Here is a 25,252-nt window from a genome sequence, read left to right as displayed (position 1 = left end):
TCGACGGTTACCCCGCAATCCGTACGGTCGTGCTGGCGCCCCAGATCGCCAGGCTGAGGAAGAAGTCGATGACGTTGACGGCGACGATGGAGGTGCGCACCCCGCGGCCGACGGCGACGCCCACTCCGGCCGGGCCGCCCTTGGCGTGGTAGCCGTAGTAGCAGTGCACCAGGATGATCACGACGGCGAAGACGATCACTTTCCCGAAGGACCAGAGCACGTCGACGGGTGACAGGTACTGCTGGAAGTAGTGGTCGTAGGTGCCGGCGGACTGCCCGTAGTAGAGCGTGGTGATGGTCCTCGAGGCGAAGTACGAGGAGAGCAGCCCGAGCACGTACAGCGGGATCACCGCCAGGAACCCGGCGATCATCCGGGTCGTCGCCAGGAACGGCAGCGACGGGACGGCCATCACCTCGAGGGCGTCGACCTCCTCGTTGATCCGCATCGCACCGAGCTGCGCTGTGAATCCGGCGCCCACTGTCGCGGACAGCGCGAGGCCGGATACCAGGGGCGCGATCTCGCGGGTGTTGAAGTAAGCGGAGAGGAAGGCCACGAAGTTGGAGGTGCCGAGCTGATTGAGCGCGGTGTACCCCTGTAGGCCCACCTCGGTGCCCGTGAAGAACGTCAGGAACGCGATCACGCCGACCGTTCCGCCGACGACCGCCAGCGCTCCTCGGCCGAAGCTCACCTCGGCCAGCAGGCGCAGCACTTCCTTCCGGTACCGGCGCAAGGTCCGGTGGCTCCAGGCCAGGGAACGCCCGTAGAAGACCAGTTGGGTGCCCAGCTCCTCCAGGGAGCGAAGCGGCCGGGCGAGAAGGCTCTTGTCCGACGGCGCCATCCCCTACCCCCTCTGCGGAACGATCTGGAAGTAGACGGCGGTCATCACGAAGTTCGTGACGAACAGCAGCATGAAAGTGATCACCACCGACTGGTTGACGGCGTCACCGACGCCCTTGGGACCGCCCTTGGCGTTGAGCCCCTTGTACGAGGCGACGATCGCGGCGATCGCTCCGAACACCAGCGCCTTGATCTCGCCCGCCCACAGGTCGGGGAGCTGCGCGAGCGTGGTGAAGGAGGCGAGGTACACGCCCGGAGTGCCGTCCTGGAGGATGACGTTGAAGAAGTAGCCTCCGGCCACGCCGACCACCGAGACCAGTCCGTTGAGCAGGGCTGCGACCACCATCGCCGCCAGCGCCCGCGGAACGACCAGCCGGTGCACCGGATCGATTCCCAGCACCTCCATGGCGTCGATCTCGTCCCGGATCTTGCGGGCCCCGAAGTCCGCGCAGATGGCGGTGCCTCCGGCCCCGGCGATGAGCAGGGCGGTGACGATCGGGGACGCCTCCCTGAGCACCGCCAGCACGGACGCGGCGCCCGCGAACGACTCGGCGCCCAACTGCCGCGTCAGACTTCCGATCTGTAGCGCGATCACGGCACCGAACGGGATGGAGACCAGGGCGGTCGGCAGGATCGTGACGCTGGCGATGAACCATGCCTGCTGGATGAACTCCCGCAGCTGGAACGGGCGTCGGGGCAGGGCGCGCAGGGTGTCCAGGGCGAGGGCGAACAGGTCGCCCGAGTGCCTGACCGCCATGGTGGGGGAGATCTTCATGTGGTCCCGTCCGCCTTCCGGTCCGCCTCCCGGGCAGCCCCCTTGGCGGCCTTTCGGGCGGCTCTCCAGCGCGCGAACGGGCCCGGTCTACGGTCTCCCTCTGCTTCCGGCCGACCGGCCGGCTCAGTTCCGGTCTCCGGGGCCCGCTCGACGGCGGCCTCCAACTGCGGCACTGTGCCGGTCCTGCGGTTCGTGCCGGGCAGCCGGCCTTCTTCGCTCTTACGGCGCTTGCCTGCCCCGGGGCCCACCGTGGCCGCACGGGCTCTCTCGAGTTCCGCGATCGTCTGCCACCGCCGCGACCGTTCGATGCCCGCACTCGGCAGCAGCCGGGGGACGTACGCCGCGGCAAGCGCGGCTCTCTGGTCCCGGAGCGGGCCGCCTCCGTCTCCGGCCTTCAACTCGGCCAGTTCCTGCTCGACTTGCGCGGCGTCCTTCTCCTCGGCCATTCCGATCGGGCCCCGCATCCGGCCGCCCAGGAACTGGTCGACCACGGGTTCGTCGCTGTGCAGCAGCAGGGCACGTGGGCCGAACATCACCAGCTCGCGGCGGAAGAGCAGGCCGATGTTGTCCGGCACCTGGCGGGCCGAGGCGATGTCGTGGGTGACGATCAGGAACGTGGCGTCGATCTGCGCATTGAGGTCCACGATCAGCTGGTTGAGGTACGCCACGCGCACGGGGTCGAGGCCCGAGTCCGGCTCGTCGAAAAGGATGATCTCCGGATCGAGCACCAACGCCCGTGCCAACCCGGCCCGTTTGCGCATGCCGCCGGATATCTCGCCCGGAAGCTTGTCCTCGTCCCCGATGAGGCCGACCATGTCCATCTTCTCGGACACGATCCTCTTGATCTCGCTCTCCGGCTTACGTGTGTGCTCCCGCAGCGGGAAGGCGATGTTGTCGTAGAGGTTCATCGAACCGAAGAGCGCACCGTCCTGGAAGAGGACGCCGAAGAGCTTTCGCACCTCGTACAGTTCGTGCCGGCTCAGCCTCGTGACGTCCTGGCCCGCGACGTGGATCGAGCCCCGGTCCGGCCGGAGCAGCCCCACGAGCGTCTTGAGGAAGACCGACTTGCCCGTACCCGACGGTCCGAGCATGACCGATATCTCCCCGGCGGGCAGCGTCAGCGAGACGTCCTGCCAGATGACCTGTCTGCCGAAGGACTTGGTCAACCCCGACACACTGATCTCCACCCCCATCCAGCCCACCTTTCAGCCCGTAGACCAACCGTCCTGCCACGAGTTCTACGGCGGGGGGTGAGACGTCCGTCGCGACCGGCGGAGAATTTTTTTTCTCGGCGTCCGGGGATTTCGACTGCCCGGTGCGCGCCGGGCGCTCAGCCGCCGGTCAGGGGCGCGTGGGCGCGAGTCCGGTGGCTACGGGAGGTCGCCCGTCGACGACTCCAGCCGGGATACGGCCGGGGCTGAGGGCTCCGCCGGCGTGCGCACCGACGACGTTCCGGGAGCCGTCCGCTTCGGTACGGCCGGGGCGGTACGGGGGGTCGCCGGCGTGGACGCCCGTGGTTCGGCGGGAACCTTCGCCTCCGGTGCGTCCGTCCCCTGCGCCGCCGTCGACGGGACGGAGGCGTCCCGCCCCGCCACCGAGGCGTGGGGGACCTCGGGCGGGACTCGGACGCCCGCTATGAGCGAGGACGGTGATGTGTCCGCTCCCAGCACGCCGACCGATACCGGTCCGGGACCGGGAAGCGCGAACACCCCGGCCACCGGCAGTCCCGTGCCCGGCTGCGCCCACCCGGCGCCGGCAGCCCCGCTCCCGAGCGGTCCCGGCTCCCTGGCGCCGGCGGACCTTCCCGATCCGTCCGGGTGTTCCACCGGGGGCGTCACGGGACGTGTGGTCGCGGGCCGTGACCCGTCGGCCTCCCTCGGGGTGTCGCCGGGCGGGAGCAGCCCCAGCATCGTCAGCGTCGCGGCGGTCGACGCCACGCCTGTGGCCATCGCGCCGCCGCCCGTACGGGCCCGGCCGGTCACCCAGTTCCAAGCTCCCAACGAGAGCGCACCGGCGAGCAGTCGGCGCAGCGTCCGTCGGCCGCGGGCGAGCAGCGACTCGACCGTGCGGTAGCTCAGTCCCATCTCCTCGGCCACCTGAGCGACGTCCAGGTTCGAGGACTTCAGCCACAGCGCGTGTGCCTGCCGCGGGGGCAGTTCGCTGCTGCGCTGCGCCAGCCAGTTCGCCTCCAGGCGGTCGCAGACCGCTTCCTCCACCGACGACTGCGAGGACGCGGCGGGGACGAGGCCCTGCACGTCTGTCTCGCGGCTCACCTGCCGGCGCCGGTCCACGCACAGCCGCATGGTGACCGTCGTCAGCCACGCGCCGACCCGGCTCTCGTCGAGGTCCGGCCTCTCCCAGGCCCGCACCATGGCCTCGTGCACGGCGTCCTCCGCGTCCTCCACGCATACGGAGCGGCGACGAGCCACCTTGAGCAACTGCTCACGTTCGCTCCAGATGCGCTGCCAGCGTGCATCGGAGCCGTCGGCCGAGCCTTCACACGACCCGGTTTCCCTCTCCATCGTCATCTGAGTCCCTGCGCCATCGGGGGTCGGGGTCGGGTGCGGGAGGTGGGGGGACCCGACCATACCCCTCAGTAGCATCGCTGGGGAGGGGGTGTGAGCGGCGAGGACTCCTTCTGGGAACCGGACGTCGAATCACCGGCCGCCACCGCATGCCCGCCCCCGGTCGGGGCGTACAGGGAAGCAGCATCGAACTCGGCGGCGCGGTGGCCGAGTTCGCCCGGCGACCCGTTCGTGCAGCAGGCGCCGCGCTCCTCCCGGGTGCCGGGGAAGAGCCCGACGTGGACGTCGCCGCATTCCCAGCGCGATGGCGATGGGCCGGGTGTTCGCGTCTGCTCAGCACCTGCACCGCACCGTGCTCGCCCACCGCACCGGCCCGGCCGATCACCGAGGCATCGCTCATCGGGCGGGGGCGCCGAGGTCGATGAGAAAGACCACGATCGCCCCCGCGAACGCGCAGAGAGCGAGGGCCGCGGCCCTGTCGGCGTTGTTCCGCATACGCGCTGTCAGACGCTGTCGGGTCATCTCTGATCCACCTGTGCTCTCTTGAGACGTTCACGCTCAGGAAGGTTCGGGAGGATGCTGAACTCAGCGCTGTTCCGGGGGAGCCGGTCCATCGCGACTCCCCCGGAAAGCGGCGATGGACGGCGTGAGGTCGGAGCGTGTGTGCACGCCCGTCGCAGGCACGAACCGTGCGCCCGCGGGGTGTGCGTCACCAGGGCGGATTGACGGTGTCTTCGCCGGGGCGGCGAGACGTGCCTCTGCTGTGGGCGCATGGCCACGAGGCTCAGGGAGCCGTGCGCCCGACAGGCTTCGGTCGATCCCGGGGGTCAGTCGTCGGTGACGGCCGCCGTGACGATGTCGGCGAACCCTTTCATGCCAAGGGCGTTGGGGTGGAACGGGGCGGCGGGGGACGCAGGCACGTAGGGCTCGATCCAGCGGGTGCCCGGCGGACGGCAGACGTCGTGTCCCGTGCTCCCGGCCGCCAGGTCGATGTAGTGGACGCCCTTCGCGGCGGCGCGCTGTTCCAGCATCGTGTTGAGGTGCCCGATGGTGTTTTGGACGTAGGTGGCGTCGCGCGGCAGGATCGGCACCCTGGGGTGGCAGCCGCCGGGCGGCAGGTAGCTGCCATAGCCGACGACGTGCACCTCGGCCCCGGGGGCACGGGCGCTGTATGGCGCCGATGGCATCGTCGATGCGGGGCGCGAGACCGGCGATCCGTTCCTTCCACTCGTCGCGCCCGTTGTCCTGGTAGGTGTCGGCGCAGCGGCTCTTCAGCGGCAGCCGCAGCGGGTTGAGGCAATCGCCCACCAGGCTGCTCAGGGAGATGTCGTTGGCGCCGATGTGGAGGGTGACGAGGGTGGTGTCCGCGTCCAGGGCGTCGAGCTGCGGTGGCACCGCGCCCATCGGGGTCCGCTGTGATCCGGTCAGGTCGGTGGTCTTGGCGCTGGAGCACGTCACGTCTGTGAACTCCGCGGTGCCGAGCGCCCGGGCGGTGCGGGCGGGGTAGTTGCGGGTGGTCCGCAGGCAGCCGGGCTGCCGCAGGTCCGGCGGGAGGATCAACGGACCGGTGGCGGCCGAGTCCCCGAGCGCTACGTACCGGATCTTCTCGGACTGCTGCGCGGGGGTGCTGGCCTTGGCGGCAGTGGTCGTCTCGGTGGCGGCGGTCGCCTTGGCGGCTGGGCTGCCGGCGTTCGCCGTGGCCGCGTCCCACGTGGCCGTGGCGGCCGCGTTCGCTGTTGTGGCCGTGTTCGTGGCCGTTGTCGACGGCTCCGCGCGGGAGTTGCGGCGGAAGTCCGACCAAGCCGGATCGTCGCACAGTCCGCAGTCCGGTCCGTAGAACAGCGCTCCCGCCGCGGCGTCGCCCATCAACTGATGGCGGAACCAGGCGGTGGTGGCTCCGCGGAAGCCGCCCGCGTCGCCCACTGTGGTCACATGACGGGCGCCCTTCAACTCGGCGTAGACGGCCGGTACTTGGTCGGCTTGGTCATACAGGGACCGCACCAGGGCGGGCGGCACGATCAGGTCGCGTTCACCGGCCAGGAAGAGCGCGGGCCCGCGCAGCGCCGAGGGCGAGTTGAGCGGCCCCGGCTGGATGGGCGCGGTGGTCTTCACCCGACCGTCGGCTCCGGCGTTGATTGCGCCCGAACCGCCTTGGGAATGCCCGCTTGCACCGATGTTGGCGAGGTCCACCCGGTCGTGGAACTCGCTTCTCGGGTCGGCGTTCCATTCGGTCAGCTTGTCGATGCCGTGGAGCATCGAGATGCCGAAGTTGCCGTTCGGGGTGTTGGCGGCGACGACGATGAATCCCTGGCCGGCCCAGTGCCGCAGCAGGGCACTGTAGACGCCGGGGATCACGCCGGTGCCGTTGCCCCAGAGGATCACCGGGTGCTTGCGCCCGCCGTCGCCCATGCCGTCCGGATAGTAGAAGGTGTGCGTCGCGCCGATCTTGACCTTGACGCCGTAGGGCCCCGGCTCCTCCCAGGGGGCTGCCGCGCTCTCCGTCGCCGGTGCGGGCTCCTCCGGGGCGGCCGCGGCTGTGGGCAGCGCCGGCAAGGTGAGCAGTGTCAGCGCCGACAGCACTGCGATGAGCGGTCCGGCGATACGTCGTCGCCACGTCATCGTGGCCTCCTCATGACGATGGGGGGTACGTCTCGCGGCTCACCAAAGCACCGGACCACGGCCGGACACAGACAGCTCGGGACAGGTCGGGGCAGGCGACCAACCCGAGTCCGCCACGGCTGTGCAGCGCGCACAACACCACGGCGCGTGGGGTCCGGTCGTACGGGGTCCGGGCGTACGGGGTCCGGGCGTACGGGGTCCGGCCGTACGGGGTCCGGCCGTACGGGTCCGGCTGCCCGGTTGGGGCGACTGCCGCCAGGCGCAGACCGAGGAGGCCACGAAGCCGAGCGCCGACCGGGGGCCTATCTGGCGCGCGACCGGACGCCGGCCGTGGGCGTGAGCTGCTGAACCGCTGTCAGCGCGAGAGAAGTCTCGACGATGTGCGCGGGATCGGTCAGCGAGCGCCCGGTGAGCTGTTCCAGCCGTCGCAGCCGGTTGGCGACGGTGTTGCGGTGGCAGTACAGGCGCTGTGCGGCGGCGGACATGGAGCCTGAGGACGTCAGCCAGACCTCCAGCGTGCTCAGCAGCGTGGCGCAGTCGTCGGGCGGCAGGGAGAGGACGGGGCCGAAGACCACCGTGCGCAGTCGTCCGGCCAGTTCGGTCTGCGCGGCGACGAGCGCCATCGGCAGACGCTCATCGAGCAGCGCGGTCTTCGGGCTCGTACGTCCGCAGGTGCGCAGTGCCAACTCCGCCAGCCAGCGGGCCCGTCCCGCCTCGGAGAGGGCACCCACGGCCGGGCTCACTCCCGCCCGTACGGCGTGAGGGGCGAGCAACTCCCGCAGTGTCTCCACGGGACGGTCCCCGAGGTGCACCAGGCCCGTCTCGCCGTCGGCGCGGATGCGCCACAGGATGCGCACGCCGGATGCCTCGCCCGGAAAGCCGGGGTCGGAGGAGGGCGGTCGCCCAGCGGGGTCGGCACGCAGGACGACGACGGCGTACCGGGCACGTTCCGGGAGTCCCAGCAGCGCCGCGGCTTCCGAAGCGAGCCCCGCCGCCGCTCCGGAGCCTTCGAGGAGCGCGTCCAGTAGGGCGTGCCGTCGCACCTGGTCGCGTGCGGCTCGTGCGGCGTCGGCCTGCCGGTAGGACTCGGCGACCGCGTCCGTGATCTGTTCCACCACGTCCCAGATGACGGACACGACGGGCAGCAGCGTGGGCAGGGCCTCCGGCTCGCGTTCCGCGACGACTTCGGTGACGACCTCCCACAGCAGGCGTCCGCCGCGCCGGTAGGCGTGCAGCAGCGACGCCAGCGGCAGGCCCTGCTGCACCCTGCGGTGGCCGGTGCTCAGTGCGTCGTCCAGGTCGATGGGCAGACCCTGCGAATGCTGGGTCACGGCGGTGAGCGCCTGGCACAGGTTGCGGTGGATGCGCTGGGACAGCTCGGTCCTGGTGATCAGCGAGGCGTAGGCCGGGTCGTCGCGCAGTGTCGTAGCCGCCAGGTCGTCGGCAGCCGATGCGAAGCGGCCGGTCAATTCGTCCCGGATCGCCTCGATGATTCCCGGCACATCGCCGGGGAGCGCGTTCGGTGACGCTGCGGCCGGCTCCATGACGGGCAGCGTGGCACGGCGCGTCGGTGAACGGTAGGGACGGGCGCCAGCGCACCGCTTCCGTTGTGCACCGTGCACAAGGGAGCCACGTTCCTGTTTGGCCGTTGCAACGGCTTCGGCGATACGCCTGGGACAACAGTCCGTCCGGATGCTCGGATGCGGGCGACCGGGAGCCGCCGGATCGTCAGCCGTACCCGAGGGACGTTTCGCCCCGGAATCGCGACGCGGCGCTCTCCGTCACCTCTTCCGCGTCACAACCCCCGGAGCGTGCAGCAATGGACAGCCATGGATAAGACCTCAGCCGGCTCCGCGATCCCGCGGAAGGACGATCGGCGCAGGGTGGCCGCTGCCGCTGCGGCGGCCTCGGCGGTGGAGTGGTACGACTACTTCATCTTCGGCATCGCTGCCGCGCTCGTACTCGGCGGCGAGTTCTTCCCTTCCAGCAGTCCCGTCGCCGAAGTCCTCTCCGCCTTCGCGACGTTCGCGGTCGGTTTCCTCGCCCGGCCCGTCGGCGGCGTCATCGCCGGGCAGCTCGGCGACAAACGCGGCCGCAAGCCGATGCTCGTACTGGCGCTGACCACGATGGGCCTCGCCACTACCGCCATCGGTCTGCTCCCCGGCTGCGGCAGTGGAAGTGAGGAGACGCATGACACAGCAGGGTGACGATTCTGCTTGAGCCCGCGCTCAACGCCTCGTGAACCACCGCGCGCCGCGTCCCTGATCGTGGAGCGCTTGGTGCCCGATGGGTGCTGGCGATCCGTCACCCCACGATGTCGGACCACAGCGACGGACGATGGCCAAGGTGGCGTCTTGCCGATCACTGGTCGAGCCAGGGGAGGGTGATGGCGGCGAGGTAGAGGTCGGTTTGCTTCTCGTAAGGGGTGGCGATGCCCCGCCATTGTTTTTCCCGTTTCCTTCCGGCCCTTCTTTCGCATCAACCTCACCTGTCTCACTCGACGTGATCGCTCCATGACTGGTTGTCAGTGCCCGCTGCTTTCATGGGTAGCCCGGTGACCGACCATGGAGGAGAGGCAGCTATGCCATACGTCGAGGGCTATGTGAGGGCGGACGGGACCTACGTACGCGGGCACTATCGATGGGCAGCGGGAGCTCGCCACGAGATGGCTTTATTGGCCATGGCGGCCATGATGATCGTCGGCATAGGCAACGGCACCCCCAACACTGCGTCTGGGAGCCATCAGCCGCCGCGGACCCAGAAGACTGCGACCTATCCGATCACGTTCAGCGACAGCGGTCGGGCCGTAAGGCCTCAGCATCAGAAGCCTGCGACCTACCCGATCCGCTTCCCGAAGGTGGAGCGGAAACCCGCCCCCCGAGGAACCGTGGCGTACCCGATTCACTTCAACAGCAACGGACGTGGACGATGAGCCGCCGCCGGCCACCGCAGCGGCGCCGCACACGGCGTAGGAGCAGGCGACAGCAGAAGGCCGAGGCACAGGCGATCGCCTATGGCCTGGCGGCTGCCGCGGCCGTCACGCTGTTTGTCGCGGTGGTCAACTGGATCCGTGAGCACCCTTGGACGCTCCTGGTGGCCATCGTCGTCGGCGCGGCCGTGCTTGGCGGCTGGCATCACCAGCGTCGGCAGAAGGCGCAGTGGGAGCAGGTCCGGGCCCGCGGCATCAGGTACACCATGAGTCAGCTGGACTCGCTGCATCACCGGGAGTTCGAGCATGCGATACGGGACTTGATGAAGCGGGACGGCTGCTCTGACGCGGTGCAGGTCGGTGGTGCGGGAGATAACGGTGCAGACGTGAAGGCCACCGATCCCCTCGGGCGCCGGTGGGTGATCCAAGCCAAGCACCGACGCAAGGGCTTGGCCGGATCCCCAATCGGCACCCCGGATCTGCATGTACTGAATGGCACTGCCCGCCAACTTCACGGCGCGGACGTCGTAGTCCTGGTCACGAACGGCCGCTTCACCTCCGGCTGTCCCCCACTGGCCAAGTCGCAGCGGCTGCACCTGGTCGACCGCCACCTGCTTGGGGAGTGGGCTGCGAGCGGACGACCACTGTGGGACCTTCTGCGAGCAGTGCCGCCTCCGGGCAGGTCAACCACACTGCACTAGCGTCACGGGGGTTGCGCGATTCGCCGTTGTGCTTTCTCTCTCGCACGCCAAGTTGCAGCGATCGACGTACTGGGGACGAGGAGTTGATGGCGGACGCCGACAGACCGTTGTGCAACCGGCTGCGGCCCCGTTGGCACGAGACCCTGGGTCAGTTCGAACAACACGGTAGAGGCCGTTGGCGGAGAGCCAGTCTCCAGTTCAGCGGGCTTTCTTGCCTGGATGGGTGGTTTGGGAAGCGTTGGGAGACCAGATGCCTTGCGGCGGCGATGAGGCGGACGTTGAGCGCGGGGCTCCAGGCTTACAGACCGGACGAGTGGCCCGAGAGGTCCTGACGGAAGTCGTTGACGGTGTGACAGCCTGTTGGATGCTCGTCGGTCCGGCCGCGGGAAGAGAGTTGCTCGTCCGTGGATCGTCTCGGACGAACTGTGGTCACTGATCGAGTCGTTGCTCCCGGTGCGCACGGAGCCTCGTGACTCCGTGCGCACCGCGAATCCGTGCCCGTTTCCCCGCCAGGAGGACCGACTGGCGCTATCCGCGCGGTTTCTGAGCGGTGTCTGCGGTGCCGGCGTCCGCCTCATGCCGCATCTCGCGTGGGCTCACCCCGAAGCGCTTACGGAACGCGGTACTGAGTGCGCTCGGGGAGGAGAAGCCCGACGCGTACGCCAGGTCCGTGATGGTCACGTGCTGATAGGCGGGGTTCTGGAGGCGTTCCCGTATCAGCCTCAGGCGTTCCTCGCGGATCAGCTCGCGGGGCGTGGTCCCGGCGCACTGGAGTGCCAGCTGGATCTGCCGCAGTGACCAGCCCAACGCGCGTGCTATCGCCTCGCCGTTCAGCCCCGGGTCGGCCGCGTGCTCGCGCACGTGCCGGCGCACCATCGCCTCCACCTCGGCCAGATGGTCCGGCGCATCCGGGCGGTCGTCGCCCACCACGAGCATGCACAGCAGCTCGACGATCCGGTCGGACACCGCATCGAACTGGGTGGTGGTGAGGGTGTCCCGTGCCTCGTGCAGGCTGGTCACCATGCTCCCCACCACGCGGCCCAGGCCCGATGCCAGGTCCAGCCCCGCGGTCACCGGGGATTTGCGGTTCAGCCGGCTGTCCACCTCGTGGGCAGGGATGGTCATGCTGAGTCCCTCGTAGCGATCGTAGAGAGTCTGGTACGACCCGTTCACCGGGAGCAGGCCCGCGGTCCCGGGCGCCATCTCTGCTTCCTCGCCGTCCTGACGGTGCACGGCTCTTCCGGAGAGCATGACCACGAACCGGTAGTCCTCATCCGGGTGCTGACGTACCTGCTGCGGGGTCCGGAGGTATCCGAGCCTGTCCGACCAGCACTTCGCGAGCTGATAGGTGTCCGTTTGCTGGCGGATCGTCCCGGCCTGGAAGGAGTCGCCGTGCGGGAATCTCAGGTCCATCCGACAGTGAACGGACGAGACGTGATCGGTCCAGAAGTCGGCGCGCTCACGCGGCGCCACATCCCTGATCGACGACGAGGTGACTACGTAGCTCCCGCTGGTCCTCTCTAACACCCTTCATCGCTCCCTCACTGCCGTTGACCTGGTGATGGAAGGGGTGTTCGCCACAGTGCTCCGGTTGGCAGGGGCCGTGGCAAAAATCACAGCGGCAGCGTAGTGCTGCGTTCCCGTCGTGTCCGCCGAATCGCACGAAGCAGGCTTCATCACTGTCGTCGACATCGCGGGGCGAGGCTCAGTAACGCGAAAGTGGCCCCTTTGTCAGGGAGTTGGCTTCCTCATCTGGTGTGATGGTCCGGCTGAGGCTGTGGGGTCCGTCCGGGCGCAGGCCGGTACGGGAGGTCGGCCCAGGTCACGCTGCCTTGACCGTTCTCACGGGCCCGGACTCCCCATGTTTCCGAGAAGGCTTTGACGAGCAGCAGCCCGCGCCCGTTCTCCTCTTCGCACTCGGCAGACCGCAGGCGCTGTTCCTTCGACCGGCAACCTTCGTCTGCGACTTCGACACGCAGGTGCATCCCCGTCACGCGCAGTCCGTAGCCGATCTCGACGCTGTCGGTGTGGAGCACGGCGTTGGTGAAGAGTTCGGAGATCACTAACTCCGCGTCCCCGCAGACGTCTTCATGAGCACCCCACTCGCGCAGCCGCGCCACGACGCACCGCCGTGCCTCGGAGACGAAGGCGTGGAGCGCCGGCAGCCGAAACGTGTCCTGAAGGGTCACAGCGGCCGCGTCGCGGCGCTGTGCCGATCGTGGAGCATCCGGGAAAGAAGCCACGGCGCGAATTCCAGGCTCAACCATGCGCGTTGTCGTCATGTCGGTCGCGCGGAACGCGGTCGTCCTTGCCGTAGGGCGTCGCGACGTGGGCTCTGGTGGGCAGGTGGGTGCCGGGCTGGAGCGGGAACCGGTCGACTGCGCGTAGGTGAAGAGTGCCGGCCATCACGGTGTCCTCGAAGGTCGATGGGGAGCAACCACCCGGTGACACAAGGGCAGTCCCTGATGCGCAGGCCTGCCCCGTAGCCATTGCTCCATGGATGAGTCTGATTCAGTTACCCGCACTGCTGGCTGCGAAGCAGCAGGTACCGGGAAGGTAAAGCGGAGCCGGACTCTTGCACTTCTGCGTACACGCAGAAGAGTTTCGCCAGCACGCAGGGACCGCCAGACCGGTGCTCCTCGACCGTGCGTACCGAGTGCGCCGCGGTACCACTGCTGTCCGATTGACGATGCAGGCCGGCCCACGCCGCCCGGCAACGCCCGTCACTGCCGCGCGAAGTGCCTCTCCAGCCAGTCGAGCAAGGCCGCGAACTCCGGGGACATGGTGGTGTCCGACTGTGTGAGGGCGGTCGAGCCGCCGCCTTCCTCCACCGTGATCGTGTAGCTCATCGCGTCCCTGGCCTGGGTGGGCCGTTCCTCCTTCGCCGTCGGAAGGGCCGCCGCCACCAGTTCGGACAGCTCCGTCGCGGCGTGCTCGGGCAGGGCGCCGGTTTCCACCGCCTTCGGCGGGAGGCGGAGGTTGACGGCCGCCGCCTGCCCGCCGTGGGTCTCCAGGGTCACCTTCATCGTGCGGAGCCTCCCGGGTTCCTTGCGGCCGTCACAACCGCCGCCGGGGTCGTCAGCTCCCCGACGCCCTTGCCCAAGGGCGCGAGGACGCAAGGGTCCTGGCCCATTCGCCGTCGCCGCCGGCGCCGTCGCGGCGGCCCGCCATGGCACGGCCCCGGGCGACTCCGGACGGGATGCCGCTGATACGGATGCCGACCTCCTGCCACGCGGCAAGCACGGCAAGTTGCTCGTCGCTGCCGGCGCCGAACAGTTCGCCGGCCTTCTGGTAGGTGGTGTCGGCGAAGTCCTGGAACTGGGTCTGGACGGTGGAAGCCTTGAGGGACTCGTACCAGATGAGGCCGGGGGCCTCCCAGGCGTTGCCGCCGATGTTCGTCGCCGTGAGGAAGAACGCCTTGTTGGGGATGCCGGAGTTGATGTGGACGCCGCCGTGGTCGTCCCGTTCGGTGTCCGGCAGGCTGACGAAGTCGTTCATGTGGGCGGGCTGGGGGTCCCTGCCGAACAGGGCGTTGTCGAATGCCGTACCCGGTGCCTTCATCGACCGCAGGGCGTCGGCTTCGATCCCGGGCGTGAAGACCTCAGCGCCGATCAGCCAGTCCGCCGTCTCGGCCGACTGTCCGAGCGACCACTGAGTGACCAGTGCCCCGAAGACATCCGACATCGACTCGTTCAAGGCTCCGGACTGGTTGCGGTATTCGAGGCCCGCGGTGAAGTCGGTGAGTCCGTGTGCCAACTCGTGGGCGATCACGGAGAGAGATCCTGTGAAGTCGCTGAAAATCCTTCCGTCACCGTCTCCGAAGGCCATCTCGCGTCCGTCCCAGAACGCGTTGTTGAATCTGGTGCCGTAGTGGACGTATCCGTCCAGGCGCAGTCCCTGGTCGTCGAGGGAATTGCGCTGGAGTACCTCCTTGAAGAATTTGCGGGTCATGCCGAGCCCCTTGAACGCCCGGTTGACGGTTTCGTCCGCGGATTCCGGTCCCTCCTCGGAGCGGACCAGGACAGCGAGGGGGAGGTTTCTGCTGTGACGGCAGTCGAAGACGGTCCGTCGGCCCTTGCCGGGAGCCGCGCCGACGAGGGACGGGCGGACCTCGCGCTCGCCCCGCAGCCGGGCAGTGGTCAGCATGGTGTCCAAGGCGATCTGGCGTGCGTCGCTGTCGTCGCTTTCCAGGAGCTTGTCGAGAAGGTGCGGCGGAATGATGCAATTGATTCGGCAGTTTCCGGGCATGGGAGCCTCCGGTGCGAGAGGGGGCTGAGGCGTTGAATAAGCAATCTGCGGACACCCGTATTCGCGGTGCCGCTGACCGGCACACCGAAGTCAATTACCGTGTCCCACCCCGAATTTGCGCTCCGCACCGGCTTCGCGCACTTCAACGCCGCCCAGTCGAGTGAACCGGCGAGGGCCTCAGCCGGAGATGTCCTCCAGTACGGCGTGCTTCGTCTCAGGGAGGAGGGTCAGGACCAGGCACGCGGCGGTCAGGAACAGGCCCGCACCGAGAGCGAACACCGCCGTGGCGCCCGCGGCGCTGAGGACCACCGGGACCAGCAGGGGGCCGAGCACCGCGCCGAGCCTGCCCGCGGCGGTGGCCGTGCCCACCCCGACGCCCCGGCTGCGGGTGGGGAAGAGTTCGGGGGTGTAGGCGTAGATCGACGACCACATGCCGAAGAGGAAGAACTGCAGGACCGAGCCGGTCACGATCAGTTGGAGCTGGTCGCCGGCCTGACCGTAGGCGAAGGCCGCACCGGCCGAGGCCACGGTGTATCCGGCCAGGCAGGGCTTCCGGCCGATCCGCTCGACAAGGTACGCAGCGGAGAGGAAGCCCGGTATCCCCCACAGCGCCATGAGCAGGATGTACTCGATGCTCTCCACGACTTCGAGGCCGCGTTCCGTCAGCAGCTGTCCCAGCCACGTGGTCAGCCCGTAGTAGCCGAGCAGGGTGCAGAACCAGACCGCCCAGAGGGCAACCGTGCGCCGGCGGTAGGACGACGAGAAGAGGTCCCGGAATCCGCCGCTCGCGGCGCCGGAGGCAGCGGCGGCGACGGGGGCGGGCTCCGGCAGCGGCTTGCCGCCGGCGCGCTGGACGGCGCGCTCGAAGCCGGTCAGGACCTTCTCGGCTTCCGCACGGCGGCCGCGGGTCGCGAGCCAGCGGGGCGACTCGGGCAGTACGCGCCGGATCACCAGGGCCCACACGGCGAGACAGCCCTCGATGACGAACATGCCGCGCCAGCCGAGCGGCTCGGTGACGACGTATGCGAGCGCGCCTGCCAGTACGAAGCCGACGGGCCAGGCGCCCTCCAGAAGTGCCGCACCGCGCCCGCGCCGGTCGGCGGGCAGGAACTCGGCCATCAGCGCGGCGGCGACGGGGAATTCGGCGCCCATGCCGAGTCCCAGCAGGAAGCGGAACGTCAGCAGGCTGGAGAAGTCCCAGGAGAGGGCGAGGGCGACGCTGGCCACGCCCCAGACGACGATGCTGCACTGGAAGACCAGCCGGCGGCCGAGCCGGTCCGCCATCGTCCCGGCGACGACGGCTCCGACGAGCATGCCGAGGAAGCCGATGCTTCCCATGAGGCCCGTCTGAGCGTGGTCGAGGCGGAATTCGGTACTGATCGGCGACAGTACGAAGGTCAAAGTCGCCAGGTCGATCGAGTCGAACAGCCAGGCCGTCGCGACTACGAGCAGCAGCTTGCGCTGGTGGCTCGTCCAGGGGAGGCGTTCGAGGCGGGCGGCGAGAAGTTCGGTGTGCGCCACTGTCAACGAGGGTTCCGAGGCTGGTGAGTTGGGCCCTCCGTCCTTCGGTGAGGGAGAGGGAGAGGAGCTGGGTGTGGTGTGCGACATGGGATTCCTCAGGGGGTGTGGCGGGCTCGGGGCCCGGAAGGGGGCGCACTCGGGCAGGGGGCATCACCGGACGAGGTGGTGATGGCGATGAGGGCGGCCGCGGTCTGGCCGTCACCTGTCAGTCAGGTGCCGGCAGCGATGGCGAATGCGGCGACGCTGACGGGGACCGCTTCGCGGTCGTCGATGAGGCTGAAGAGCGGGGTGGACGGTGCTGGTGAGCGGCTGCCGCGAGGACCCGGCGGCCCATTGCCGCGATGGCTCGACGGCCGCTCACCGCACGGAAGCCACAGACTGAGACGCGGCAGCCGCCGGGAGCGGACGCTCAGCCCGCGGGTGGCGTGGCCAGGGCGTTGACCACGCCGTCGAGGATTCCTTCCAGTACGTCCGCGGACGTAGCGAAGTTGAGCCGCAGATACTGCTCGGACCCGGTGCCGAAGGGCGCGCCGCCGTCGAGGAGGACGCCGCCGTGGCGCCGCACGAATCCCACGGGGTCCTCCGCGAGCCGCAGTGCGCGGGCGTCGATCCAGGTGAAGTAGGTGGCTTCGGGGAGTCGATGGCGCAGCGCGGGCAGTCGTTCGCGCAGCACGTCGTGTACGCGGCGGCGGTTCCGGTCGAGGACGGTGAGGAGCTGCTTCTGCCAGGCGTCTCCGTGGAGCCAGGCCGCCCGGGTGCCTGTGACGCCGAGATTGGAGACGGTGCCGTAGAGATCCGGCGGCTGCGCGTCCCGTACCGCCAGCAGTCGGTCAGGTCCGTAGTGGGTGACGGTGCAGCGCAGTCCGGCGAGGTTGAACGCCTTGGTCGCGGAGGTGATCGTGACCGTGCGGGCGGCGGCGTCCGGAGAGAGCGATGCGAAGGGGACGAACCGGTGCGGCTCATGGGTGAGTTCTGAGTGGATCTCGTCGCTGACGACCAGCAGATCACGGCGGCGTGCCACGGCGGCGATCTCGTGGAGTTCGTCCCTCGTCAGCACCGTGCCCGTCGGATTGTGGGGGTTGACCAGCAGCAGGACCTTGCAGCCGTGACGGGCGACTCCGTCGGCGAGCGCCGCCATGTCGATGCGGCTTCCCCGGCCGTCGCCTGCCGTCGGCACGTCCGTCATCGGCACGTCCGTCATCGGCACCGGCACGGCGGGCCGCTGCATCGTTCTGAGGGTGGCCAGGAACGGCGGGTAGTTGGGGGTCTGCACGGCCACGGCGTCCCCCGGCGAGGTGGCCAGATGCAGGATGAGCTGGAGGCACTGGATGAGATCCGTCTGCTCGCGTACGCGGGAAGAGGACGCCTCCCAGCCGTAGCGTGACGCCATGCGGCGGGCGAACGCCTCGCGCAGCGGGCTGCCGCCGGTCCAGTCGGGATACCCCAAGTCGCCGTGTGCGACGGCCTCTTGGAGTGCTCCGGCCACCGCCGGGGGGATCGGGAAGTCCATGTCGGCGACCCATGCGGGCAGGTCGCCGCCTTCCACGCGGCGCCACTTGACGCCGGGACGGCTGCGCAGCCAGCTCCGGTCGAGGTCGTCGAATCCCGGGACGCGGAGAGGGACGCCGCCATGACCGGCGGCGGGGCCGCCCTCGGGACGCGCCGTGCGTTTCATCGCCCCGCTCCGTCCAGGAGGGTGTCCCTGGTGATCTCTATCTGGCCGTGATGCTGGGCCAGTTCCTCCAGGACATGCAGTTGCACACCTACGGAAGTGAGCCTGCGGTCCGGCCCCTCGTACGAAGGAGGCGGCGCATTGCGCGGCAGCGTCCGCCCTCCGGCGCGGCGCAGATCGTCGCGCAACCGGTCGAAGAGGGGATCGAGGCCGCGCTTCAGCTCCGCAACGGTCCCCCGGGCGGCGAACTCCGAGTCGCGGTCCCGGTCGACGGGCCTGCCGGCGACGATGTGGCCGATCCAGTAATCGGCCACGGCCGTGCAGTGATAAGCGATCGCGTAGGCGCTGTTGGTCCTGCCCGGGGACGGCTCGACGTTGGCGAGTTCGTCGCCGAGCTCCTCCAGCGCATTGATCATGCCGTCGAACGCGCGGCGCAAGAAGTAGAGGTACTCGTTCTGGTCCATGGCCTGCTTCCTGAGGGGCACTGCTCAGAGCCGGGCGGCCCTGAGGGCGAAGCGGAGACAGCGGGCGGAGGAAGCCGGGGAGCCCTCTCGCCGGGATGCCAGCGGCAGATTAGCCAGGCACCAGTCACCGGTCAAGGGGGTGACGATTTGGGCTTCGTTCGCCGTCTGCGGCAACCGTCTGCCCGGCGCGCCGTCACTGGCGTTCGACGCCGCCCACCGTCCAACTGCGGTATGTACGCACGTAGTCGCCGGTCGACACAGCGGCACCCGGGCGTACGCGGCCTCTCCCGCGGAAGGACGGACCCCGGAACACATCACGGGTCTGACCGGTGACGTCGACTGGACCCATAGCCATGCCGGTGAGCCCCCGCACACGGGCCTCCCCGGGACGTCCGCTCGGGGCCCTGCACAGGACCGCGCGGCCATCCGCACGCCATCGACAGCAGCGCCCGTCACCTGTCAGTATGGTCACGTGAGTGATTTCGTCTTCGTGAGCGGCCGGTCCTGCCTCGACCTAGCCGGAACGAAGCTGTGGCGCCGCAGCGCCCACACCGAGCTGCTGGACTCGCCCGACGCGCTCAGGCAGTGGATCGCGGAAGCCGAACTCGTCGACGACCCGGGGCACTTGGACGGTCACGATCTCGACCGGGTGCGGCGCCTTCGCGAATCGGTCTACGGGCTCGTATGGGCCTGGCTGCCGGGCCAGGAGGCGGCCACGGGCACCGAGGAGGACCTCGCCCGGGTCAACGACGCCGCACGGCTTCCGCTGCCGAAGCTGCAGATGAACGCCCAGGGCGCTCTGACCCGGCTCGGCGGCGTCGACGAGGTGCTGGGCGCCGTGGCGCGCGACGCCATCGACCTGCTCAGCTCCCGGCACATCCGGCGCACCAAGGAGTGCGCCGGCTCCGACTGCACGCGCCTCTTCGTCGACCTGTCCCGCTCCGGCGCCCGCAGATGGTGCGGTATGGCCGAGTGCGGCAACAAGCGCAAGGCCGCCGACTACCGGCAGCGGAAGAAGCAGCAGACGTCCAAGACCTCCGGGTCCGGCGGATGACGTCATCTCCTGCGTAGTGAGTCGGCCGCTGCGCGGCGGATGACGGGGCGCACATGGAACGACCGGGCTTTCGGGGGGACTTGATGAAGGACTGGATACCGCTCTTACAGAGCCTGATATGGCCGGTGTTCATCGCGGCGGCGGCGTACAGGCTGCGGAGGCCGCTGCGGCGGTTCGTCGAATCCGTCAACACCCGCGTCGAGCAAGGCGATCCCTTCGAGTACGAAGGTCCCGGGGGAATCATCCGGCTGCCCCCATCGTCGCCGCAGCACCCCTCAGGGCCCGAACCGCGGCCCGGTGCACAGCCGTTGCTGAACACGGAGCTGGTGCCCGCAGGGTCCGAAACAGCCTCCGCGGACTCCGCGGACGCCGCGGACTCCGACGAGCCCGGCCCCCAGATCTATGTGGCTCATACGGCGCGCCGCGACAAGTCGCTGGACCGGGAGAACTACCGGTACCACCGCGTCCACGTCTTCCTCGAAGGAGACGACAGGGACCTGGACCGGGTCACCAAGGTCGTCTACCACCTTCATCCGACCTTCTACGATCCGGTACGCACCGTCACGGACCGGGCGACCAACTTCGAGCTGCGGACCTCGGCCTGGGGCATGTTCAACCTCCGGGCCCGGGTCCACGTCGAGGACCGCGAGGAGCCCCTGACGCTCCAGAGATATCTCAACTTCTGACCCGCGCGACGGGCCCGCCTCCGCCCCCGCCCCCGTCAGTCCTCCAGCTCGTAGAAGCTCTCCCCGTCGAGATAGCGGACCGTGCCCGCGTCGCGGAGGACGGTCTCCTTGACCTCGTGGCGCAGATTGACGATAAGCGGATACGTCAGGTCGTTGACGGTGGGGCGGATCGGGGAGCCGGGGGCCACCAGGGTGCGGATGTCGTGGAGGCTTTCGAGCTGCTGGAGCTTATCGAGGTGGCGGTATCGCCGCAGGGTGCCCTCCACGGGAGAGATCATCGCGACCGAGGCGAAGTGATGCCGCACTCGGTACTCACGGCCGTATTCGGCGTGGAAGCGGTCCGGGTCGGCGTAGGCGAGGGCCGTCCAGCCGAGTTGGGACTCGCCGAGCGCCAGTTCCGCGTAGTGCGGGATCTCTCCGCCCGCGATGCGTGCGCCCATCTCGACCAGACGCGGGCCCTCCGGCGTCAGTTTGACCTCCAGATGGCCGGGGCCGTGGCGGATGCCGAGGGCGTCGAGTACCGACTCGGCGTACTCGGCCAGCACTCGGCCCGCCCGGGACGAGCGCGGCACGGAGTGGATGGCGTCGCACAGATCGAGCACGCCGTTGGCCGAGAGCCGCGTCGTGCGCCAGATGTCGCAGACGCGGTGCCTGCCGTCCCGGCTGACGGTGTCGACGATGTACTCGGCGCCGCGCAGATACTCCTGGGCCACGACGCCCTCGTTGTGCCCTCCGTAGATGTGCTCGGCGCCCAGCAGCGTGCGGTACGCCTCGGCGGACTGGTCCGGGGTGTCGCAGAAGAACACCCCGTCGCCGCCGCCGCTGCTGAGCGGTTTGACGACGACGCGGCGGCCGAGCCGCTCGTGCCAGCGGCGCAGTGACTCCTCGTCGGGGACGAGGAGTTGAGCCGCGCCGGCGACCCCGGCCGCCTTGACCGTCTCGATCATCGTGTACTTGTCGCGGCGTGCCGCGCTGTGCCGGGTGCCGTTGGAGGCGAGGCCCATCCGTTCACTGAGCCGGTCGGCGAACTCCACGCCGTGTTCGCCTCCGGGCACGACTGCCACCGGCCGGTAGGCGGCCAGCGCACGGACGGTCTCCTCCAGGTCGCCGTCGTGGACGATGTTGTCCGCGTAGTCGTCCAGATTCAGCGCCCTGCGGAAGGCCTCCGGGACCTCGGGGCCGCTCTGTACGCGCACGCACTCGTAACCGGCCTTGGCGAACTCGGGGATGAGCCGCCGCGTCGGGTGGTACGTGTCGACGATCGCCACATAGCCCCGATGCGGACCGGTGCCTGCGCCGGGCTCCACGCGTTCGCCCTCCGTGCGATCGCCTTCCGTACGTTCTCCTTCCGTGCCTGCGGGCCGGTCCTCACGCACGGGCCGATCCGTACGCACGGAGTCGCGCGGCGGGTCGAACTGCTGCGGCTGCTGGGGCTGTTCGGACATCGCGGCTCTCCCTCGTCCGTCCTCGGTCGTGCCTACGGAAGTGTCGCGGGTGCGGTGTCCCGCAGGGGCGTCATCCGGCCGCTTCCGGTGACGTGCCCGGCGCCTCCGGCGACTCGCCCCCGGGCGACGTGCCCTTCGGCGACGTGCCTTCCGCGCCGCCGCCCGCGGCGTCCGTCTCCGCCTCGTGGGAACGCTTCACGCTCCCGGCCTGGCTTGCCTGGTAGGCGCCGCCGGAGCGGACACCCCAGTAGTAGACGGCGAGCCCCATGGCGGCGGCCGCGACGGAGTCCCAGGGGGCCGCCAGCCAGCCGGAACCGCCGAAGCTGCCCGCCCAGGAGACCAGATAGAGCGCGGCCAGATAGCCCAGCAGCCAGGCGCCCAGGGCCAGTTCACGTCCCAGGCCGGGCCGCAGGCGGTGCCTTACGGCGAAGATCAGCACGCCCGAGGCGGCCATCGGGAGGGCGATGCGCAGGTGGTCCCAGCCCGCCCAGTGGATCAGTCCGGTGGAGACCACGAAGCTCGCCGGTGCGATCCAGCGCAGCCCCGGCAGCGTCCACGTCGCATGGACGACGCCGTCACTGGCGCGGAAGGTCCCGGCGGCCACGGCGCACGCCGAATAACCCAGCAGCGACAGCACGCCGACGACGGTGATGAGGTCCTGCCAGCCGCGGAACGGCACCAGGAAGAGCACGCTGATCACGAAGTTGCCGAGCATCGCGCGCCTCGGCACGCCGGACGGGCCGTGGATGACGGCGACGGAGCGGGGCAGCACGCCGTTGCGCGCCGTGGCGTAGGTCTCGCGGGCGCCGGAGGCGACGAACACCGAGACGGCGCCCGCCGGTGAGATCACGGCGTCGGCGTAGATGACGGTCGCCAGCCAGCCCAGGTCCAGGGCGAGCGCGAGCTGCCCGTAGGGGGAGGAGAGGTTGACGCCCTGCCAGCCGTCGCCGAGGCGGCCTTCGGGCACGGCGAGCAGGAAGACCAGTTGCAGCAGCATGTAGAGCACGACGACGAGCGTGATCGACATGATGACCGCGCGGGGCAGGTCGCGGCGCGGATCGCGGGCCTCGCCGGAGAGTTCGACGGCAGCGCCGAACCCGTTCATGGAGTAGATGATGCCCGCGGTCGCGACGACGCTGAGCATGGCGGGCCAGCCGTACGGCGCCCAGCCGCCGCCCGCCTCGATGTTGCCGGTGTGGAAGCCGGACAGCAGCAGCGCGGTGATGGTCAGCAGCGGCACCGCCGTCTTGACCACCGTCAGCAGGAGGTTGACCTTCGCGAACAGCGCCACTCCGAACCAGTTGAGCAGCACCAGGGCGCCCAGCAGCACGACGGCGACGAGGGTGCCCTTCGCCGTCAGGGCGCCGTGGTCGTAGACGCCGGGTATGTAGCGCTCGGCGTACTGGACGATCGCCGACGACTCCGCGGCGAGCGCGCTGGTGACGGCCAGCAGCACGCCCCAGCTGATGACCGCTCCCACGACGGGACCGCCCGCCTGCATGGGCCAGCGCACCATGCCGCCCGCCTGCGGCCGCGTGGCACCGAGCTGCACCAGCACCATGCCGACGAGGATCAGCGCACCGCCTGCCAGCGGCCAGGAGAACAGCGCGGCGGGGCCCGCTCCTTGGGCCGCGTAGTACGCGCCGAACAGCCAGCCGGAACCGATCATCCCGCCGAAGGCGACTCCGGTGAGGCTCCAGAAGCCGAGCTCCTTGCGGAGGCCGGTCTCTCCCGTCTGACGTGGGACGCCGGCGGGCGGGCGGTGGTCCAAGGGCGGTGCGGACATGGGTCTCCCCCTGTGAGTGATGGCAGAGCGAACGGGCGGCCTCGCGTCGCCGGGTGGCGACCGGGCCACCGGTGGTGGCTGAAGCCGGAGCTGTGGTTCGCCGTGAACTGCGGCTCGGCGGGCGGCCGTTCGCGGCTTCTGGCTTCGGGCTTCCGGGCTTTCTGTCGGCGAACGGGCAGGGTGCACGGGTCGAGTTCGGGCCGAGCACGGTCCGGGCCGGGGCTACGGTTCGGGTCGGACGGTCAGGGCCGGGGTCAGGGCCGGGGCCGGGGCCGCTCAGGGCTTTCAGGGCCGGGGCGGTCGTCCCGGCGCCCCGTCATCCCGCGTCGGTGTGCTCCTCCCCGGCGCTGTCTGAGGCCACTGCCGTACCGGCGCCGCGGGCGCCGGCCTCGCTGCCGGTCCCCTCGGCGGACCCGCCGCCGGACCCGCCGCCGGTGCTCCCCTGGGTCTCCTCCGGGGACAGTGCGGCCCCATCCGGCTCCCCGGCGGCCTGCGGCGACGGCACGTCCCGCACCTTCGGGGACGCCACGAGGAACGCGGCGAGCAGGCCGAGCACCGCCGCACCGCAGACGAACGGCAGCGAGACGCCCGTCTGGTACAGCGCCGTCGCGGCCAGCGGGCCGAGGACGAGGGTGAAGCCGTTGGTGGCGGAGATCAGGCCCGCCACGCCCCCTTGTTCGTCGGCGCCGACGCGCAGGCTCAGTACGGAGTTGTAGCCCGGGATGGCCAGGCTGTGGCCCATGCCGGAGAGCACGGTGGCGGCGAAGAAGACCGGCAGGCTGTCCGCGAAGACCATCACCACGAAGGCGGCGCACGTCAGCGGCACCCCGACCCTCAGCAGCCGCAGCGGCCGCCACTTCAGGAACGGGATGACGACCCCCTGCACCAGCAGCATGGGCAGACCGCCGGCCAGCAGTACGTAACCGGACCACTCGGCGGTCTCCCGCGTCGTCAGGCCCAGCCGGTCCTGAAGCAGGAAGCCCACGCTCATCTGAAGCATGCTCACCGAGAGATAGACGCCGACTCCCGCCAGCAGGAACGGCCACACGCGCTCGTCGAGCGGACTGAGCTTCGGCGCCTTGGACTTGGGGCCCTTCGAGCGCGCGTCCTTGGGCAGCCCCGCCCATACGGCGAACGCGGGCAGCAGGATCAGCCCAGGAGCGAGATAGAGCGAGGCGACCAGGCCGAAGTCGGCCAGTACGCCGCCCAGTCCGGGACCGAGGACCAGCGCGAGGCCGATGGCCGCGCCCACTCGGGCCATGCCCTTGACGCGGGTCTGCTCGTCCGGCGTGACGTCGGCCACGTAGGACTGTGCCGCGACCGGCAGCGCCGCGAGCGCGCCGCCGAAGACGATGCCGCGTGTCGCCAGCAGCAGGGCGAAGGTGACGAGCGCGCCGATGGTGCCCAGCAGCCCGAGGTGTGCGGACACGGCGAACGCGAAGAGGCCCGCGGCGGCGCCGAACAGCGAGACGACGAGCAGCGGTTTGCGCCCGTGGGTGTCGCTGCGCCGCCCCCACCAGGGACTGACGAGCGCGACCATGGCGGCGGACGCGCTCATCACGATGCCGAACTGGAACTCGCTGAGGGAGAGTTCACGTGCCAGCGGCGGAAGCACGGGGGTGAGGATCTGCTGACCCGTGTATCCCCCGAAGACCGCCAGGTAGATCAGCAGGAAGCTGCGCCTGGGCGGGCTGCTGGAGCCCGCCGGCGTGGCGTGTGGCGCCGCAGTGGTCATGTTCGTCCCATCGATTCCGGTTCGGCCGGTGCCGGTCGTCAGTCTTATCCGGGGTCTGTCTGATGCGCTGTCAATTTCCGTTATCTGTTATCTGTCATCTGATAGCCGTCATCGGTCATCCGTCAGTCGTCGTCCGTCATCTGTTATCTGGCATCTGCTATCTGGCATCGGTCATCCGTCAGTCGTCGTCCGTCAGCCGCTAGCCGTCGTCCGTCAGCCGTTAGCCGCCATCCGTCATCTGTCAGTCGTCGCCCA

20 protein-coding genes and 1 pseudogene are annotated in these 25,252 nt (G+C 69.7%); 4 read left to right on the top strand and 17 right to left on the bottom strand.

The annotated features are described in order from the left end of the window. Window positions 1–7: 7 nt before the first annotated feature. The 7 genes from MMA15_RS20075 to MMA15_RS20050 form a co-directional block, all read right to left on the bottom strand. Window positions 8–838 (bottom strand): MlaE family ABC transporter permease, encoded by an 831-nt coding sequence (locus tag MMA15_RS20075; RefSeq protein WP_241061528.1) that lies wholly within the window; start codon window positions 836–838, stop codon window positions 8–10. Between the two features lie 3 nt (window positions 839–841). Then, complete coding sequence (locus MMA15_RS20070) at window positions 842–1,612, bottom strand: MlaE family ABC transporter permease (protein ID WP_241061527.1); 771 nt, start codon at window positions 1,610–1,612, stop codon at window positions 842–844. Then, window positions 1,609–2,805 carry an ABC transporter ATP-binding protein gene (locus tag MMA15_RS20065; protein ID WP_277400426.1) on the bottom strand — a complete coding sequence of 399 codons (1,197 nt, stop codon included), beginning with the start codon at window positions 2,803–2,805 and terminating at the stop codon, window positions 1,609–1,611. Before MMA15_RS20065 ends, MMA15_RS20070 begins: the two co-directional genes overlap by 4 nt. Window positions 2,806–2,982: 177 nt before the next feature. Then, window positions 2,983–4,134, bottom strand: a complete 1,152-nt coding sequence (locus MMA15_RS20060) for an RNA polymerase sigma factor (protein ID WP_241061526.1) — start codon at window positions 4,132–4,134, stop codon at window positions 2,983–2,985. Window positions 4,135–4,533: 399 nt separating this feature from the next. Next, on the bottom strand, window positions 4,534–4,659 hold the full coding sequence (locus MMA15_RS28005) for a hypothetical protein (protein WP_277400425.1): 126 nt from the start codon (window positions 4,657–4,659) through the stop codon (window positions 4,534–4,536). A gap of 63 nt (window positions 4,660–4,722) precedes the next feature. Then, window positions 4,723–6,756, bottom strand: a complete 2,034-nt coding sequence (locus MMA15_RS28660) for a poly(ethylene terephthalate) hydrolase family protein (protein WP_241061525.1) — start codon at window positions 6,754–6,756, stop codon at window positions 4,723–4,725. A gap of 302 nt (window positions 6,757–7,058) precedes the next feature. After that, complete coding sequence (locus tag MMA15_RS20050) at window positions 7,059–8,300, bottom strand: PucR family transcriptional regulator (protein ID WP_241061524.1); 1,242 nt, start codon at window positions 8,298–8,300, stop codon at window positions 7,059–7,061. A gap of 285 nt (window positions 8,301–8,585) precedes the next feature. Here MMA15_RS20050 and MMA15_RS20045 point away from each other — a divergent pair. Further along, window positions 8,586–8,918: pseudogene (locus tag MMA15_RS20045) on the top strand (MFS transporter); the annotation flags it as partial. A 766-nt stretch (window positions 8,919–9,684) separates the two neighbouring features. Continuing rightward, window positions 9,685–10,386, top strand: coding sequence for a restriction endonuclease (locus MMA15_RS20040; protein ID WP_241061523.1), 702 nt, complete (start codon window positions 9,685–9,687; stop codon window positions 10,384–10,386). A gap of 528 nt (window positions 10,387–10,914) precedes the next feature. On the opposite strand, the gene MMA15_RS20035 is transcribed toward MMA15_RS20040, so the two are convergent. From MMA15_RS20035 to MMA15_RS20005, 7 genes are all read right to left on the bottom strand, one after another. After that, the gene (locus MMA15_RS20035) at window positions 10,915–11,859 is read right to left on the bottom strand and encodes a helix-turn-helix domain-containing protein (RefSeq protein ID WP_308290621.1); all 945 of its coding nucleotides are present in this window, start codon (window positions 11,857–11,859) and stop codon (window positions 10,915–10,917) included. Window positions 11,860–12,134: 275 nt separating this feature from the next. Further along, entirely contained in the window at window positions 12,135–12,575 is a 441-nt protein-coding gene (locus MMA15_RS20030; RefSeq protein WP_241061521.1) for an ATP-binding protein, read from the bottom strand. Window positions 12,576–13,109: 534 nt separating this feature from the next. Further along, window positions 13,110–13,412 (bottom strand): protealysin inhibitor emfourin, encoded by a 303-nt coding sequence (locus tag MMA15_RS20025; RefSeq protein ID WP_241061520.1) that lies wholly within the window; start codon window positions 13,410–13,412, stop codon window positions 13,110–13,112. Window positions 13,413–13,464: 52 nt separating this feature from the next. Further along, complete coding sequence (locus MMA15_RS20020) at window positions 13,465–14,634, bottom strand: M4 family metallopeptidase (RefSeq protein ID WP_241061519.1); 1,170 nt, start codon at window positions 14,632–14,634, stop codon at window positions 13,465–13,467. Window positions 14,635–14,811: 177 nt separating this feature from the next. Beyond that, window positions 14,812–16,155, bottom strand: coding sequence for an MFS transporter (locus MMA15_RS20015; protein WP_241061518.1), 1,344 nt, complete (start codon window positions 16,153–16,155; stop codon window positions 14,812–14,814). 409 nt (window positions 16,156–16,564) lie between these two features. Next, entirely contained in the window at window positions 16,565–17,830 is a 1,266-nt protein-coding gene (locus MMA15_RS20010; protein ID WP_241061517.1) for a MalY/PatB family protein, read from the bottom strand. Beyond that, window positions 17,827–18,291: a DinB family protein gene (locus MMA15_RS20005; protein ID WP_241061516.1), complete on the bottom strand. Its 465-nt coding sequence runs from the start codon at window positions 18,289–18,291 to the stop codon at window positions 17,827–17,829. Before MMA15_RS20005 ends, MMA15_RS20010 begins: the two co-directional genes overlap by 4 nt. Window positions 18,292–18,763: 472 nt before the next feature. Between MMA15_RS20005 and MMA15_RS28295 the strand changes: the two genes are divergently transcribed. Both MMA15_RS28295 and MMA15_RS19995 read left to right on the top strand, forming a co-directional pair. Further along, window positions 18,764–19,345: a CGNR zinc finger domain-containing protein gene (locus tag MMA15_RS28295; protein WP_241061515.1), complete on the top strand. Its 582-nt coding sequence runs from the start codon at window positions 18,764–18,766 to the stop codon at window positions 19,343–19,345. An 83-nt stretch (window positions 19,346–19,428) separates the two neighbouring features. Continuing rightward, window positions 19,429–20,031: a pYEATS domain-containing protein gene (locus tag MMA15_RS19995; RefSeq protein WP_241061514.1), complete on the top strand. Its 603-nt coding sequence runs from the start codon at window positions 19,429–19,431 to the stop codon at window positions 20,029–20,031. Between the two features lie 35 nt (window positions 20,032–20,066). Here MMA15_RS19995 and MMA15_RS19990 read toward each other — a convergent pair whose 3' ends face one another. From MMA15_RS19990 to MMA15_RS19980, 3 genes are all read right to left on the bottom strand, one after another. Further along, window positions 20,067–21,476 (bottom strand): ATP-grasp domain-containing protein, encoded by a 1,410-nt coding sequence (locus MMA15_RS19990; protein ID WP_241061513.1) that lies wholly within the window; start codon window positions 21,474–21,476, stop codon window positions 20,067–20,069. 70 nt (window positions 21,477–21,546) lie between these two features. Beyond that, window positions 21,547–23,262, bottom strand: a complete 1,716-nt coding sequence (locus MMA15_RS19985; protein WP_241061512.1) for an APC family permease — start codon at window positions 23,260–23,262, stop codon at window positions 21,547–21,549. Window positions 23,263–23,578: 316 nt separating this feature from the next. Further along, window positions 23,579–24,997, bottom strand: coding sequence for an MFS transporter (locus MMA15_RS19980; protein ID WP_241061511.1), 1,419 nt, complete (start codon window positions 24,995–24,997; stop codon window positions 23,579–23,581). Window positions 24,998–25,252 lie beyond the last annotated feature (255 nt).

It is taken from the genome of Streptomyces marispadix (assembly GCF_022524345.1).
In the GTDB taxonomy this organism is placed as follows: Bacteria; Actinomycetota; Actinomycetes; order Streptomycetales; family Streptomycetaceae; genus Streptomyces; species Streptomyces marispadix.
Note: the sequence above shows the minus strand (reverse complement) of the source record. Positions and strands in the feature narration are given on the sequence as shown.